General features: G+C 62.4%; 14 protein-coding genes. 7 read left to right on the top strand and 7 right to left on the bottom strand.

The annotated features are described in order from the left end of the window. Positions 1-62: 62 nt before the first annotated feature. The 5 genes from GTP90_RS21160 to GTP90_RS21140 all read right to left on the bottom strand — a co-directional run bounded on the left by GTP90_RS21160 (position 63) and on the right by GTP90_RS21140 (position 6,269). Complete coding sequence (locus GTP90_RS21160; protein ID WP_161085398.1) at positions 63-1,133, bottom strand: ABC transporter ATP-binding protein; 1,071 nt, start codon at positions 1,131-1,133, stop codon at positions 63-65. 29 nt (positions 1,134-1,162) lie between these two features. Next, positions 1,163-2,938, bottom strand: a complete 1,776-nt coding sequence (locus tag GTP90_RS21155) for an ABC transporter permease (RefSeq protein ID WP_161085397.1) — start codon at positions 2,936-2,938, stop codon at positions 1,163-1,165. 81 nt (positions 2,939-3,019) lie between these two features. After that, positions 3,020-4,108 (bottom strand): ABC transporter substrate-binding protein, encoded by a 1,089-nt coding sequence (locus GTP90_RS21150; RefSeq protein ID WP_161085396.1) that lies wholly within the window; start codon positions 4,106-4,108, stop codon positions 3,020-3,022. A gap of 32 nt (positions 4,109-4,140) precedes the next feature. Beyond that, entirely contained in the window at positions 4,141-5,112 is a 972-nt protein-coding gene (locus tag GTP90_RS21145; protein ID WP_161085395.1) for a Bug family tripartite tricarboxylate transporter substrate binding protein, read from the bottom strand. An 89-nt stretch (positions 5,113-5,201) separates the two neighbouring features. Then, the gene (locus GTP90_RS21140; RefSeq protein ID WP_161085394.1) at positions 5,202-6,269 is read right to left on the bottom strand and encodes a porin; all 1,068 of its coding nucleotides are present in this window, start codon (positions 6,267-6,269) and stop codon (positions 5,202-5,204) included. A 218-nt stretch (positions 6,270-6,487) separates the two neighbouring features. Here GTP90_RS21140 and GTP90_RS21135 point away from each other — a divergent pair, with 218 nt between their 5' ends. The 5 genes from GTP90_RS21135 to GTP90_RS21115 all read left to right on the top strand — a co-directional run bounded on the left by GTP90_RS21135 (position 6,488) and on the right by GTP90_RS21115 (position 9,625). After that, entirely contained in the window at positions 6,488-7,213 is a 726-nt protein-coding gene (locus GTP90_RS21135; RefSeq protein ID WP_161085393.1) for a response regulator, read from the top strand. A 2-nt stretch (positions 7,214-7,215) separates the two neighbouring features. Further along, the gene (locus GTP90_RS21130) at positions 7,216-8,715 is read left to right on the top strand and encodes a sensor histidine kinase (protein WP_371875102.1); all 1,500 of its coding nucleotides are present in this window, start codon (positions 7,216-7,218) and stop codon (positions 8,713-8,715) included. 81 nt (positions 8,716-8,796) lie between these two features. After that, positions 8,797-8,934 (top strand): nucleotidyltransferase substrate binding protein, encoded by a 138-nt coding sequence (locus GTP90_RS21125; RefSeq protein WP_254451973.1) that lies wholly within the window; start codon positions 8,797-8,799, stop codon positions 8,932-8,934. A gap of 12 nt (positions 8,935-8,946) precedes the next feature. Further along, positions 8,947-9,279: a nucleotidyltransferase domain-containing protein gene (locus GTP90_RS21120; protein WP_161085392.1), complete on the top strand. Its 333-nt coding sequence runs from the start codon at positions 8,947-8,949 to the stop codon at positions 9,277-9,279. 4 nt (positions 9,280-9,283) lie between these two features. Beyond that, positions 9,284-9,625, top strand: a complete 342-nt coding sequence (locus GTP90_RS21115; protein WP_161085391.1) for a ribonuclease E inhibitor RraB — start codon at positions 9,284-9,286, stop codon at positions 9,623-9,625. On the opposite strand, the gene GTP90_RS21110 is transcribed toward GTP90_RS21115, so the two are convergent. Next, positions 9,626-9,913: a YciI family protein gene (locus tag GTP90_RS21110; RefSeq protein ID WP_161085390.1), complete on the bottom strand. Its 288-nt coding sequence runs from the start codon at positions 9,911-9,913 to the stop codon at positions 9,626-9,628. A 177-nt stretch (positions 9,914-10,090) separates the two neighbouring features. On the opposite strand from GTP90_RS21110, the gene GTP90_RS21105 reads away from it, so the two are divergent. Beyond that, the gene (locus GTP90_RS21105) at positions 10,091-10,738 is read left to right on the top strand and encodes a glutathione S-transferase family protein (RefSeq protein ID WP_161085389.1); all 648 of its coding nucleotides are present in this window, start codon (positions 10,091-10,093) and stop codon (positions 10,736-10,738) included. 6 nt (positions 10,739-10,744) lie between these two features. Here the strand turns inward: GTP90_RS21105 and modA are convergent, their stop codons facing one another. Beyond that, positions 10,745-11,632 (bottom strand): molybdate ABC transporter substrate-binding protein, encoded by an 888-nt coding sequence (modA, locus tag GTP90_RS21100; protein WP_161085388.1) that lies wholly within the window; start codon positions 11,630-11,632, stop codon positions 10,745-10,747. A gap of 476 nt (positions 11,633-12,108) precedes the next feature. Between modA and GTP90_RS21095 the strand changes: the two genes are divergently transcribed. Then, the gene (locus GTP90_RS21095) at positions 12,109-12,540 is read left to right on the top strand and encodes a hypothetical protein (RefSeq protein WP_161085387.1); all 432 of its coding nucleotides are present in this window, start codon (positions 12,109-12,111) and stop codon (positions 12,538-12,540) included. Positions 12,541-12,992 lie beyond the last annotated feature (452 nt).

The following is a 12,992-nucleotide window of genomic DNA, read 5'->3' as shown; positions in this document are numbered from 1 at the left end:
CCATCGGCACCGGGCGCGATCTTGATCGCGTCCAGGCCGATGGGGGCTTTTTTAATTTAAAGTCAGAACACCCAGAGTTTATCGGCCGGCATCTGCAGCCAGTACTTGCCCGCTTCCAGCTTGTACTTGGAGTAGGCGCGCAGGCTCATCTCCGCTCCATCCTCGCTCTTGAACAGGCACTCGAAGCGGTCGCCCAGGTACATGCAGGTCAACAGCGGCAGCTCGATCGCGTTCTCCACCGGCGTCGCGCTGATCTTCACCTCCTCCACGCGGATGATGGTCGACGGCTCGCCGCCGCCGGCGCCGCGCGCGGTGCCACGCAATGGCGTGGAGCCCACAGACAGCATCACGTTGGCGCCGTCGCGCTGCACCACCTTGGCCGGCAGGCGGTTGTTACTGCCCATGAATTCAGCGGTGAACAGCGTGTCCGGCGTTTCGTACATGCTTTGCGGCGTGCCTTGCTGCTCGATCTTGCCGTTGTTGAGCAGCAGGATGCGGTCCGAGATCGCCATCGCCTCGGCCTGGTCGTGCGTGACCATCAGCGCCGACAGGCCCAGTCGCACAATCAGCTCGCGCAGGAAGGCGCGCGCCTCTTCGCGCAGCTTGGCGTCCAGGTTGGACAGCGGCTCGTCCAGCAGGATCACCGGCGGGTTGTACACCAGCGCGCGGGCGATCGCCACGCGCTGCTGCTGGCCGCCCGACAGCTGGTGCGGGAAGCGCTCGGCCAGGTGGCCCAGCCCCAGGTTCTTCAACACGTCGCTGACCTTGTCCTTGATCTCGGTGGAGCCCATCTTGCGCAGCTTGAGGCCATAGGCGACGTTGTCGAACACCGTCTTGTGCGGCCACAGCGCGTAGGACTGGAACACCAGGCCCAGGTTGCGGTGCTCGGCCGCCATCTCGAAGTGTTTCGAGCCGTCGAACACATTGCGGTCGCCGATGGCGATGGTGCCCTGCTTCGGGCTTTCCAGCCCCGCCACGGCGCGCAGCAGCGTGGTCTTGCCGCTGCCCGAAGGCCCCAGCAGCGCCACCACTTCGCCTTTTTGCAGGTGCATGGACACGCCCTTCAGAATCGGATTGGCGTGGGCGCCGGTGCCGTAGTCCAGGTGCAGGTCGTTGACGGTCAGTTCATTCATGATGAGGTCTCGTTTCATTTTATTTTGACTTAATTATGGAGCTTCACGCCAAAGCGCAGGGCCACGCCCAGGCCGATGGCCACCAGCGAAATATTGATGAACGATAGCGCCGCCACCAGGTCGGTGGAGCCGGTGGCCCACAGCGACACCAGCATCGCGCCTATCACCTCGGTGCCCGGCGAGAGCAGGTACACGCCGGTCGAATACTCACGCTCGAAGATCAGGAACACCATCAGCCACGCGCCCAGCAGCCCGTACTTGACCAATGGGACGGTGACGTCGCGCGTCACCTGGCCGCGCGATGCGCCGACCGCGCGCGCCGCCTCTTCCAGCTCCGGCCCCACCTGCAGCAGCGCGGTGGAGATCAGGCGCATGCCGTAGGCCAGCCACACCACCGAATACGCCAGCCACAGGGCGAAGATGGTCGAGCGCAGGGAGCGCAGCACCGGTATCGCATGCTCGCTCAGCCACAGGGCCGCTCCGTTGTCCATGCCCTTCAACATGCCATCGAGCCAGCTCGGGACGAACAGGAACACCCACAGGAAGGACAGGCCGGCCAGCAGGCCAGGAATGGCGCGCGGCACCAGCACGCTGTAGTCCAGGAAGCGGGTCACGCCATCCGGCTTGCGGTGCATGGCCAGCGCGATGGCGCAGTAGCAGATCACCGCGAAGGCGCCGCCGATCACGCCGATCAGGATGGTGTTGAGGATGCCGCGCATCAGCGCCGGCTGCTCCATGATTTCGCGGAAGTGCTGCAGCGTCAGCACGTCGCGCAGGTTGACGCCCTCGCCCCAGTACTGCACGAAGGAGCGCAGCACGATGCCCGACATCGGCATGATGATGGTGAACATCAGCCAGCCGAAGATCAGCGCGAAGGCCAGCCATTTCCATTTACCGAGCGGCATGGACTTCGAGCGCGCGCCCTTGCCCTTGATCGACACGAACTTGTTGGCCGACTTGAGCAGCCAGCGCTGTATCATCACCAGCGGCATCGTCACCATCACCAGGCAGACGGCGACGGCGGCCATCAGGTGGTAGGACGGCGTGCCCAGTTTGTTGGTCAGCTTGTACAGATAGGTCGCCAGCACCAGGTGGCCTTCCGGGTCACCCAGCACCAGCACCAGGCCGAACACCTCGAAGCCGAGGAAGAACACCAGCACCGCCGCATACGCCAGGGCCGGGGTGATCATCGGCAGCGAGACGTTGAACATCACCTGCAGCGGCGAGGCGCCGGTCACGCGGGCCGCTTCCTCGACGTCGGAGCCCAGGCTTTTCAGCGCGGACGAGGCGTACAGGTAGACGTGCGGCACGTGCGTCAGGCCGGCGATCACCACGATGCTGGTGAAGGAGTAGATATTCCACGGGATGAAGCCGAGGATGTCCTTGGCCCACAGCGAGTAGAAGCCCACCGGCCCCATCGAGACCACGTAGCCGAAGCCCATCACCATCGGCGAGACAAAGATCGGCACCAGCAGCATCGGCGCGATGAAGCCGCGGCCCGGCAGGTCGGTGCGTATCATCAGGAAGGCCAGCATGCCGCCCAGCGGGACGGCGATGGCGGTCAGGCCGGCGGCCAGCAGGAAGGCGTTCTTGAAGGCCATCGAGAAATCGGGATCCTCGAAGATGAAGCGGTACGCGTCCAGGCCCAGTTCCTTGGCGGGCATGAAGAACGGCGCGTTCAAGAAGCTTTGGTAGAAGATCAGCAGCAGCGGCAGGAAGATGGCGGTGGCGGCCAGCGTCACCACCACGCCGCGCGTCCAGTTGATGCCGCGCCGGCCGGAGCCGGAGAGAGTCAGAGTTTGCATAGGAATTCCGTTTTGTACGTACGCGTGCGGGCACCCGGCCCGCTGGTCAGCGGGCGGGTTTTACGGCGGGTGAGACGTTGCTTACTTCTTGCCTGCGGTTTCTTTCCACTGCTTGAGGAAGGCCATGCGTTTGGCCGGCCCCAGGAATTGCAGCACGATAGGATGAACCGGCACCGGCTTGATGTTGTCCTTGCCGATTTGCTTGATCAGGTCCGCCGACGTGGTCTCGCCGGTGACGTCGGCGCGGATCGCGAACAGCTTGGAATCGTTGGCGATGATGGTCTGGCCGCGGTGCGACAGCATGTAGTCCAGCCACAGCTTGGCGGCGTTGACGTTCTTGGCGGCCTTGTTGATGAAGAAGACGCGCGACAGCACCAGCGTGTAATCCTTCGGCAGCACCACGCCGATCGACGGATCGGTCTTGGCGCGCACCAGCGCGTAGGAGCCCAGCACGTTGTAGCCGATCAGGTTTTCGCCCGACGAGATACGTTCCATCATGGTGCCGGTGGACGACTGCACGCGCACCTTGGCCACGCCGAAGGCGTTCTCCAGGTCCTGGAACTTCGGATTCTCGCGCGCGTCCTGGGTCATGAACATGAAGCCGACGCCGGATTTCTCGATGTCGTAGGTGGTGACCTTGTCCTTGAACTTCGGCTGCGTAATGAGCTTGGCGAAATCGGCGTGCGTCTGCGGCACTTCCTTGGCGTCCATCAGGCGCTTGTTGTAGACGATGGCGGCCGGCTCGAAAGTGGTGCCGTAGGCCTGGTCGTCCCATACCGCCCAGCCGGGGATCTTGGACGTTTCGACCGACTTGTATTTGAGCGCGTAGCCGTCGGAGGCCAGGCGCATTTGCAGGTCCATCGCGGACGACCACATGGCGTCGGCGGTATTGCCGCCGGCCGCCACTTCGGAGATGAAGCGGTTGTACACCTCGGTGGAGTTCATGTCGTTGTATTCGACGGTGATGCCGGGGTACAGCGCGTTGAAGTCCTTGATCAGCGGCTGGGTGGCCTTGCTGTCCGTGGCGCCGTAGATCACCAGCTTGCCCTCTTTCTTGGCGCCGTCGATGATCTTCTGGTAGTCGGCGGGATAACCGGCCGGCACCTGCGCCATGGCGGCGCTGGCAAACAGGGTGGCGCATGCAGCGGCCAAAGTCGTTTTCAACATCATTTTTGTCTCCGTCGTTTTATAGGTATTGGTGTTCAGCGCACCAGACCGAGTTCGGCGGCGCGCCTGCCGTAATCGTCCACGGCCTTTCTTACATATGCTGCCAGCGCATCGCCGGTCAGCCCAAACGGGAACAGACCCGACGCCGCGCGCATTTGCGCGAACTGCGGACTGGCCAGCACCCGGTCGAAACTCGCGACCCAGTGCCGGTAATCCGCATCCGTCACTTGTGGCCCCATCCACAGTCCGCGGATGATAGGCCACACCACATCGATGCCCTGCTCGCGCGCCGTCGGCACATTCGCCAACACGCCCGGCAGGCGGTGCTCGGCCAGGATCGCCAGCACCCTGGTATTGCCGCCGGCCGCGTACAGCGTTGCCTCGCTGGCGTCGCCGGACACCACCTGCACCAGGTTGGCGTGCATCGCGGCGAACGCCTCGCCGCCGCCCTCCAGCGCCACGAAGCGCAGCACCTTGGGATCGACGCCGGCGGCCTTGACCACCATCGCCATCTTCAGCCAGTCCTGGCTGCCGATGGTGCCGGACACGCCGATCAGCACCTTCTCCGGATGATCCTTGAGCGCCGTCACCAGCTGCCCCAGTGTCTTGTAGGGCGAATCGGCGCGCACCGCGATCATGCCGTAGTCGGCGCCCAGCGCCGCCACCCAGCGTACATCGGACGACGTGGCCTTGCCGAACTTGCCCTGCGCCAGATTGAGCAGCGAGCCGCCCGAAAAAGCCACCAGCGTGTTCGGTTCCGCGCGCCGCTGCGACACCAGCGAATGCCAGGCCACCGCGCCGATCCCGCCCGGCAGATAGCTGATGTGCATATCCGACGGCGGCGCCTTCGGCGTGCCGCTCAAGCCCTGCAAACCCTTTTGCGCCAGCTTGCAGGTAAGGTCCATCGCGCCGCCCGGCTTGGACGGAACAATGCACTCCAGGCCTGCCGCCTGCGCTGCAGCGCTTAGCAAGAGCGCGGCAATCAAAGCCAGCAAAACTTTAGTCATCTTGGTAGTTATCTTAGAACGGTGAAGCTTTCAAAGCGCTTTCAGAACGCGGCATTTTGAATGAAAAATGCCGCGCTCTTTTCTCCGGCTTAGAAGCGGTGCTGCATGCCGACGACCAGGCCGTGCTGGCTGGTGCCGAAACCGGCGTCGTCGCGCGACAGGCCGGTCAGCTGGCCGTTCTTGGACTTGGCGTAGGCAGCCGACACATGCAGGTCGGTGCGCTTGGACAGTGCGTAGCGATAGCGCACCACGTACATGGTTGGATCGGCGTCCTTGCCGGCGGCGACGTTCTTGACGTTGACGTGATAAATCGCGCCGGTCAGCGTGGTCACCTCGTTGGTCTTGTACGCGATACCGGCCCAGGTGGTGGTGGCATCGACGTCGGCGGTCAGCGCCTTGCCGGCGACCAGTTTGTAGTCACGCACCACGCCCCACAGTTTCACTGGGCCGTTTTCATAGTTCACGCCCAGGTGCCAGACGGTGTTCTTGTCACGGTTGCCGGTGGCTGGAACGGTGTTGCCGTTGTTGCGCTCCCAGGTCGCCATCATGTTGACAGCGCCCAGGTGGTAGGCGCCGGTGAAGCCGTATTTGGCGCTGTCCTGCGCGCCGGTGGTCTGCTCGCCGGCGGCGTAGTTGGCGCCGAACTTGAAGTCGCCGACCGTGCCGGCGTATTTGATGATGTTGTCGTAGGCGGTGGTGAAGCCGTATTTGCTAGGACCGGTCGCAGGACCCGAGGTGGCCCACGAGTAGTAAGGCGCAAAGCCCATCGGATCGTAGGCGATCACGGTGTCGTACACACTGGTGAACGAACGGCCGATGACCACGCGGCCAAATGCGCCTTCCAGGCCGACGTTGGCCTGGCGCTTGAACAGCACGCCGTCTTGCGCGCCGGTGTCCATCAGGATGCCGCCTTCCAGGTTGAAGATGGCTTTCAGGCCGCCGCCCAGGTCTTCGCTGCCACGCAGGCCCCAACGCGAAGTGTTCATGCCGCCCGAGATCACGCTGGTCTGGCTGCCGCCGGTCGCCGATTTGTTATTGGCCGTTTCCACGCCCACGTCCAGCAGACCGTAGACCTGCACGTTCGATTGGGCGTGAGCGGCGCCGCCAGCGGCTGCCGCCAATGCCATGATAGCGAGGGTCAACGAGGTTTTCTTCATGTATGTCTCCAGAGGATATAGTTATTTGTGACGCCTGATCGATGCAATCAGGCTGCCACTATAGGAGTCACTTCCTTTCAATTACCTTTCACTGCTACTTCGGCAAGGCTTCCTGTCGCCCATGCACCACAAATCAGGCGGGGACTTCCCTTTTGAGGCGGCTGCGCCCATGATTCTGGCCTTACACTGAACTTATTTCATATGGTTGGCAAGAATTTATGCGCATTCTGTTAGTTGAAGACCACACCGAGTTATCACATTGGCTGTCCAAAGCCCTGCGCGACGCCAACCTGACGGTGGAATGCGCGGACAACGGCGCCGACGCCGACGCCCTGCTGCACACGCAGGACTATGCGCTGGTGATCCTCGACCTGACCTTGCCGCGCATGGACGGGCTGGAAGTGCTCAAGCGCCTGCGCGCGCGCGGCGGCCCGCGCGGCCAGACTCCCGTGTTGATACTGACCGCGCGCGGCGGACTGGAAGACCGCGTGCAGGGCCTGAACCTGGGCGCCGACGATTACCTGGCCAAGCCCTTCGAACTGGCCGAGCTGGAGGCGCGCGTGAAAGCGCTGCTGCGCCGCAGTGTCGGCAACGAGTCGCTGGTGCACAGCTGCGGCGCGCTCAGTTTCGACACCGTCACGCGCATGTTCACCTACGCCGGAACCCCGCTGGCGCTGACGCCGCGCGAGCATGCGGTGCTGGAGACGCTGATCACGCGCTCGGGCCGCGCGGTCTCGAAGGAGAAGCTGTTCGACGAAGTGTTCGCGCTGGCGGACGACGCCAACCTCGATGCGATCGAGCTGTATATCCACCGCGTGCGCAAGAAGCTCGACATCGCCGCGCCGGATGCCGCCGTCATCACCACGCTGCGCGGCATCGGCTACCTGCTGCAGCCACGGCCTGCGCCCATCCCCGCGCCGGCCGGCGGCGCCAAGGGCGGCTGACGTTGACCAGAGCCGGCCTCCGCACGCCGTGGCTGCACCGGCTGGCGCGCCGCTTCGGGCCGGGCGCAGCGCTGGGCAGCCTGCGCGGCCAGCTGCTGCGCTGGCTGCTGGGCCCCTTGCTGGTGCTGGTGGCGCTGAACACCCTGTCGGTCTACCACAACGCGCTGGACGCCGCCGATGTCGCCTACGACCGCTCGCTGCTGGCCTCCACGCGCGCGCTGGCCGAACGCGTCTCCATCGTCGACGGCAAGGTGGTGGCGGACGTGCCCTACGTGGCGCTGGACAGCTTCGAGACCGATACGCTGGGCCGCATCTACTACAAGGTCACCGGCATCAACGGCGAGACCGTGTCCGGCTACGCCGACCTGCCGCCGGTGCCGGCCAACGTGCCGCGCTCGGAGGCCTATCCGGCGCTGGTGCGCTTCTATCACGCCAACTACAACGGCCAGCCGGTGCGCATCGCCGCGCTGCTGCAGCCGGTGTACGACAGCTCGATGCGCGGCATCGCGCTGATCCAGGTGGGCGAAACGCTGGAGGCGCGGCGCGGCCTGTCCAACCAGATCCTGTTCGACACCCTGGCCTGGCAAGCCTTGCTGCTGCTGGCGGTGGCGCTGCTGGTCTGGTTCGCCGTGCGGCTGGTGCTGCAACCGCTGATGCGGCTGAAGATCGCCGTGGAGACGCGCAGCCTCAATGACCCGTCCGACGTCGATCCGACGCTGGTGCACAAGGAGGTGCGGCCATTGGTGGCGGCGATGAACAGCTCCCGTTCGCGCCTGCACATCCTGATCAGCAGCCAGCGCCGCTTCATCGCCGACGCCTCGCACCAGCTGCGCACACCGCTGACGGTGTTGAAGACCCAGGCCGAACTGGCGCTGCGCGAATGCGACCGTCCCGGCGCCGATCCGCAGGCCATGCGCGCCGCGCTGCGCGAGATCGTCCACAGCATCGCCGCCACCACCGATTCGACGGTCAACCTGGCTAACCGGCTGCTGACGCTGGCCCGCATCGAACATGGCGGCGACACCGATGGCGCGGTGGCCCAGCCGGAGCCGGTCTCGCTACGCGACGTCGCGCGCCAGGTCGGACTGGAGATGGCGATGGCGGCGGTGGCCAAACAGATCGACCTGGCGCTGGAGGCCGACAGCGAATGCGTGGTGCAGGGACAGGCCTTGCTGCTGCACGAGATGATCGCCAACCTGGTGGACAACGCCTTGCGCTACACCCCACAGGGCGGCACGGTGACGCTGCGGGTGCTGCCCTACATGAGCGGCGTGGTGCTGGAGGTGGAGGACAGCGGCCAGGGCATCGCGCCGGGCGAGCGCGAACGGGTGTTCGCGCCCTTCTACCGCGCCGCCGCCACGCTGGAGCGCAATCCCGGCGGCGCGGGCCTGGGCCTGGCCATCGTGCGCGACATCGCCACGCTGCACGGCGCCGCCATCGCACTGGACGACGCCACCGGCGGCCAGGGCCTCAAAGTCACCGTCACCTTCTTTCGCGCCTGACCCGCGACCGCCGCTGCGGTAAAATACGCCAGACAACGTTAGCGTCCGGGGCATATCATAAGCGAGCAGGATACCCGCTGGTTGCAGCGCCTGTCGAATTACCGGCGCGCGCTGGCGCAGCTTAAAAAATTCATCGACCATGACCCGCTGAACAAGCTTGAGCAGCAGGGTCTGATCAAGGCGTTCGAGTTCATGCACGAGCCTTCGAGCGAAAAATGACGGAGCTGGAAGATGCCATCTGAATCGAATCCGCCAGCATTCGGGCTGAAGGCCAGCGTAGTACACAGCATGGGTGCTGTCTTCTCGGCGCACCCCGAAGTCGAACAAGCGATACTGTATGGTTCGCGAGCCAAGGGCAACTACAGGCGCGGCTCGGACATCGACCTATGCCTGACTGGCGCCGGATTGACCATGCCGCTGCTGCTCAAAATAGAGAACGAACTGGACGACTTGCTGCTGCCGTACAAAATAGACCTGTCGGTCCGCGACCGGATCGACAACCCGGAACTACTGGCCCATATCGAGAGAGTGGGCGTGTCGTTCTATCACCGCAAAAAGGACTAACTACATGATCACCAAAGAAGACATGGTCGAGCTGTTTGCCGACATGAAGCAGAACGCGCCGTGGGATAGTTCCAAGCCGCTGTTGTGGGGTTATTTTTTCGCCGACCCGACCAAGAGCAAACTAGAAAGCGCCTCGGCGCAGTTGAAGGCCAAGGGCTACCAGGTGGTCGGCATCTACGACTCCGAACCGGAAGGGGAAACGCCGGCGCTGTGGTGGCTGCATGTCGAAAAAGTCGAGAAGCACACCGCCGACACGCTGCACGCCCGCAACCAGGAGTTCTACAAGTTCGCCGAAGAGCACCAGCTCGAATCCTACGACGGCATGGACGTCGGTCCCGCCACCTGATTACAGCAGGGCCGCCAGCGCCGGATGGTGTTTGGTGGCCGTGAACTCCGTCACCTGATAACTGGCGATCCCGTTCCGCGCGAACGGATCCAGCGCCAGCAGGCCGTCCAGCTCCGCGCGGGACAGCTTTCCACTCGCCAGTATCACACCGCCGTCGCGCGGATTCTTGGGCCCCGAAGCCAGAAACATCTCGCGCGCATACTGCTCGTCGAGGAAGGCGCGATGGGCGGCCAGATGCGCCTCTAGTTCAGCCAGCGGTTTCAGATAAGTCAGATTAACGATATACATGCTCAGGAAGCCTCATTGGGAAACCTGCGCATCTTATCACTGGAACAGCGCCTGTTCGGCCCCGCCAGGTTTTGCGGATAGCATCCCATAAAAAAGATGGCGCGGCATGTCGATTCGGCGACGTGCCGTTCGTCGTCATCTCTGAGAAGGCCAAATTCACCATCACAGGAGACCATCATGACCATCACGATTACAGCTTTTGAACACTCGCCCGACGGCGGTATGGGGCTGGCCCGCGACACGCGCGTTCGCTGGGCGCTTGAGGAACTGGGGCTGCCCTACGAGGTGCGTCCGGTTTCGTTCGCCGCGATGAAGGAGCCCGCGCACCTGGCGCTTCATCCCTTCGGCCAGATCCCGACCTATGAGGAAGGCGACCTGGCGCTGTTCGAGTCCGGCGCCATCATCTTCCATATCGCCACGCATCATGCGGGTTTGCTGCCGGACGAGGCCAATGCGCGAGCCCGCGCGGTGACGTGGATATTCGCCGCGCTCAACACCGTGGAGCCGCCGATCCTTGAACTCGTCACCGCGAGAATTCTGGAGGGCGACAAGCCCTGGAGCAAGGAGCGCATGCAGCTGATCGTCGATCGCATCTGCCAGCGCATGGACCAGCTTTCCGCGCGCCTGGCGGATGCCGAATGGCTGGACGGTACGTTCAACGCGGGCGACCTAATGATGGTGTCGGTGCTGCTCAGGCTGCGGCCATCGGGTGTCCTGAACGGATTCCCCAGCCTGGCCGCGTATGTCGCACGCGGAGAAGCGCGCCCTGCCTACCAGCGAGCGTTCGCCGCCCAGTTGGCGTTTAATCGTGCTGGTTCGGCCTGAGCTCGCTCACCGCACATCCACGCTCCCGGGTGGCGGCTTCATGAAGCCCTTGGGTATTAAGATCGCCTGCGCCTGAGGCGTCTTCAGGAATTGAACGAACCGATACGCCGAGGGAGTGTTCGCACCGTGAGCAGTCACGACAGCGGCGTGGCCAGGCACGGCGTCCTTGTAGAAGCTCTCTGGGATAAGGTAGTACTTCCCGATGCCTCTCATGGATGAAGCAAGGACGGTTTCATACGACAAGATCGCCACTTGCGCCTTGCCTGCCTGGACCATTTTTATCGCATCCTGCATGGAGCCGCTATCGGTCCTCAGCGACGCCGACTTATCGAGCAGGCCAATCCTGTCGAACACCGCCAGGGTCGGCATCAGGTACGCGCTGCTTGCATTGACGGTGGCGATCTTCTTCACGGCGGGATCGGAAAGCACGCTGAGGCCTTTTGCCACATCGAAGCGTTTATCCGCGGTCCACAGCACGAGCCGGCCGGTCGCGTACATTGTCCAGCTGTTGTAGACCATCTTCCCATCCGATAGCATCTGGGCTTGGAGGCCCATGTGGGAGGACATGTAGACGTCGATCGGCTCACCCGCCCCGATTTTTTCATACAGGCCGGCACTCGGCGCAATGACAAAGCGCAGGCGGTCGCTCTTGTCGCCGGACAGGAAAGCCGACGACAGGGCTTCGATACAATCGGCCAGTTCCGAGGGAGCGCCAACCACCAGTTCGGCGCAGTGAGCGGACGAACTCGCGACTGCCGCGGCTGCCAGCAACGCTGACAGTAAAGGAAGAAGTCTCATCTTGGTCGAATTTCGTGAATGCGGATCTGCGGCGACAGGAAAAGGCACAGCAGCGCCAGCTCGATCGCTTACAATAAATGCAATCAATCGTATCACGGCCGTCTATTCCATGACGGCGTTACCCGACAAGAGGGCTATGCTCAATCGAACTCTGAATATTTTACTTTCCTGCGCCCTCGTAATTTCGTGCAACGTAGTCCGCGCACAAGAGGCTCCTCCAAAAAAATGTGCGTATGACCACGCGCGTCTTCTCGCTTTGGACGAAAACCAATTTGACCAGGACATGTCTGGAGGATGGCGGCAGCTGTCGTCAATACCGGGGTGCGCCCGGGTTGCAGCCGACGTGCTGCACGACTATCGGGAAGCGCATCACATAGAGTCGGGTTTGCTGTTTTGGCACGAAGCCCAGGTGCGGGCCCAGGATGGACAGTATCCGGAAGCTATCGCCCTGATGAAGCGAGCGTACAAATCGCCAGAGGAAGACAAGGCCGGGTGGAATCTATACGTCGACGACTTCGCGGCGACAGCAGTCGGACAAGAGCAGCCATCTAAAAGAATTTTTCATATACAAAATGCCACGATACAGCGATCACTACTTAGCTCAATTGCTTGCGCAGAGGGACTACCTGGCCCTGGTGGATCTGCAGGGAGTTGCGTCAGGATGGGAGGGCTTTGACAAAAATCTTCCGTCCTTTGGCTGGCCTTGCCCGATTTTCGTAGTTTTTGAGTTGGTTACGTGGTTAGCTCAGGCCGATCGGTCAGGCGTGTGGACCTATTATGAGGCGACGCCAGTTGCTCGTTCAGACTGTGTCTTGACAACGCTTGACAGCCTCGGTGCCGTCGAGTTCCATCAGCAATACGCTCGGGGTAAAGAGCGTTGGCAAAACTATGAGGAAAGCGAAAAGCTAGATAAATGGATACGCGAAAACGAGCAAACTCTCATCGACTGGGCTTTTACTGTCCTGATAGACCATCCTGCTGAATTGGCTTCGGTCTGTGATTAACTTCGTCACTCCGGACGGCCGAGATCGGCCACAAGCGGACATCGAGAGAACCAAAAAACAGAAAGCGCATGAAATGGATAGGTTTGACGCAGAGCTGGGCTACAGAGCTATGATTCGGTTTCTGGAAAAATATTTCGAAACGACAGCCTCGGACGACGTTGGCGCTTTATTGAGTAGCATAAGCACCAATGTGTTCTCAGACGGTCGACCCGCAGACCCTGCAATGTGGGACGATTGGTTGGACGCCGTGCGAGAAGTGAAGTCCGCAGGCTGAACTCGGCCAAGACCGGACATACATGCTCTAGATTGGGCTATCTTCTGAAAGATTTATGCAAGAAAAATTTCGCTCGGACATAATCGCAAACTATAACAACCGCATGATTCTGGACCGCTGGGATGCTTTAGCGCTTCCAGATGGTTGGTTAGTAGCGGGCTGCTTATTTCAAACGGTG

It is taken from the genome of Duganella vulcania (assembly GCF_009857655.1).
Classification (GTDB): Bacteria; Pseudomonadota; Gammaproteobacteria; order Burkholderiales; family Burkholderiaceae_D; genus Rugamonas; species Rugamonas vulcania.
This window is presented reverse-complemented; position numbering and strand designations above follow the sequence as displayed.

Bases quoted from the DNA above. Each gene is read 5' to 3' on its own strand.
- GTP90_RS21160 (WP_161085398.1), bottom strand. From the start codon at position 1,133: ATGAATGAACTGACCGTCAACGACCTGCACCTGGACTACGGCACCGGC.
- GTP90_RS21155 (WP_161085397.1), bottom strand. From the start codon at position 2,938: ATGCAAACTCTGACTCTCTCCGGCTCCGGCCGGCGCGGCATCAACTGG.
- GTP90_RS21150 (WP_161085396.1), bottom strand. From the start codon at position 4,108: ATGATGTTGAAAACGACTTTGGCCGCTGCATGCGCCACCCTGTTTGCC.
- GTP90_RS21145 (WP_161085395.1), bottom strand. From the start codon at position 5,112: ATGACTAAAGTTTTGCTGGCTTTGATTGCCGCGCTCTTGCTAAGCGCT.
- GTP90_RS21140 (WP_161085394.1), bottom strand. From the start codon at position 6,269: ATGAAGAAAACCTCGTTGACCCTCGCTATCATGGCATTGGCGGCAGCC.
- GTP90_RS21135 (WP_161085393.1), top strand. From the start codon at position 6,488: ATGCGCATTCTGTTAGTTGAAGACCACACCGAGTTATCACATTGGCTG.
- GTP90_RS21120 (WP_161085392.1), top strand. From the start codon at position 8,947: ATGCCATCTGAATCGAATCCGCCAGCATTCGGGCTGAAGGCCAGCGTA.
- GTP90_RS21115 (WP_161085391.1), top strand. From the start codon at position 9,284: ATGATCACCAAAGAAGACATGGTCGAGCTGTTTGCCGACATGAAGCAG.
- GTP90_RS21110 (WP_161085390.1), bottom strand. From the start codon at position 9,913: ATGTATATCGTTAATCTGACTTATCTGAAACCGCTGGCTGAACTAGAG.
- GTP90_RS21105 (WP_161085389.1), top strand. From the start codon at position 10,091: ATGACCATCACGATTACAGCTTTTGAACACTCGCCCGACGGCGGTATG.
- GTP90_RS21095 (WP_161085387.1), top strand. From the start codon at position 12,109: ATGCCACGATACAGCGATCACTACTTAGCTCAATTGCTTGCGCAGAGG.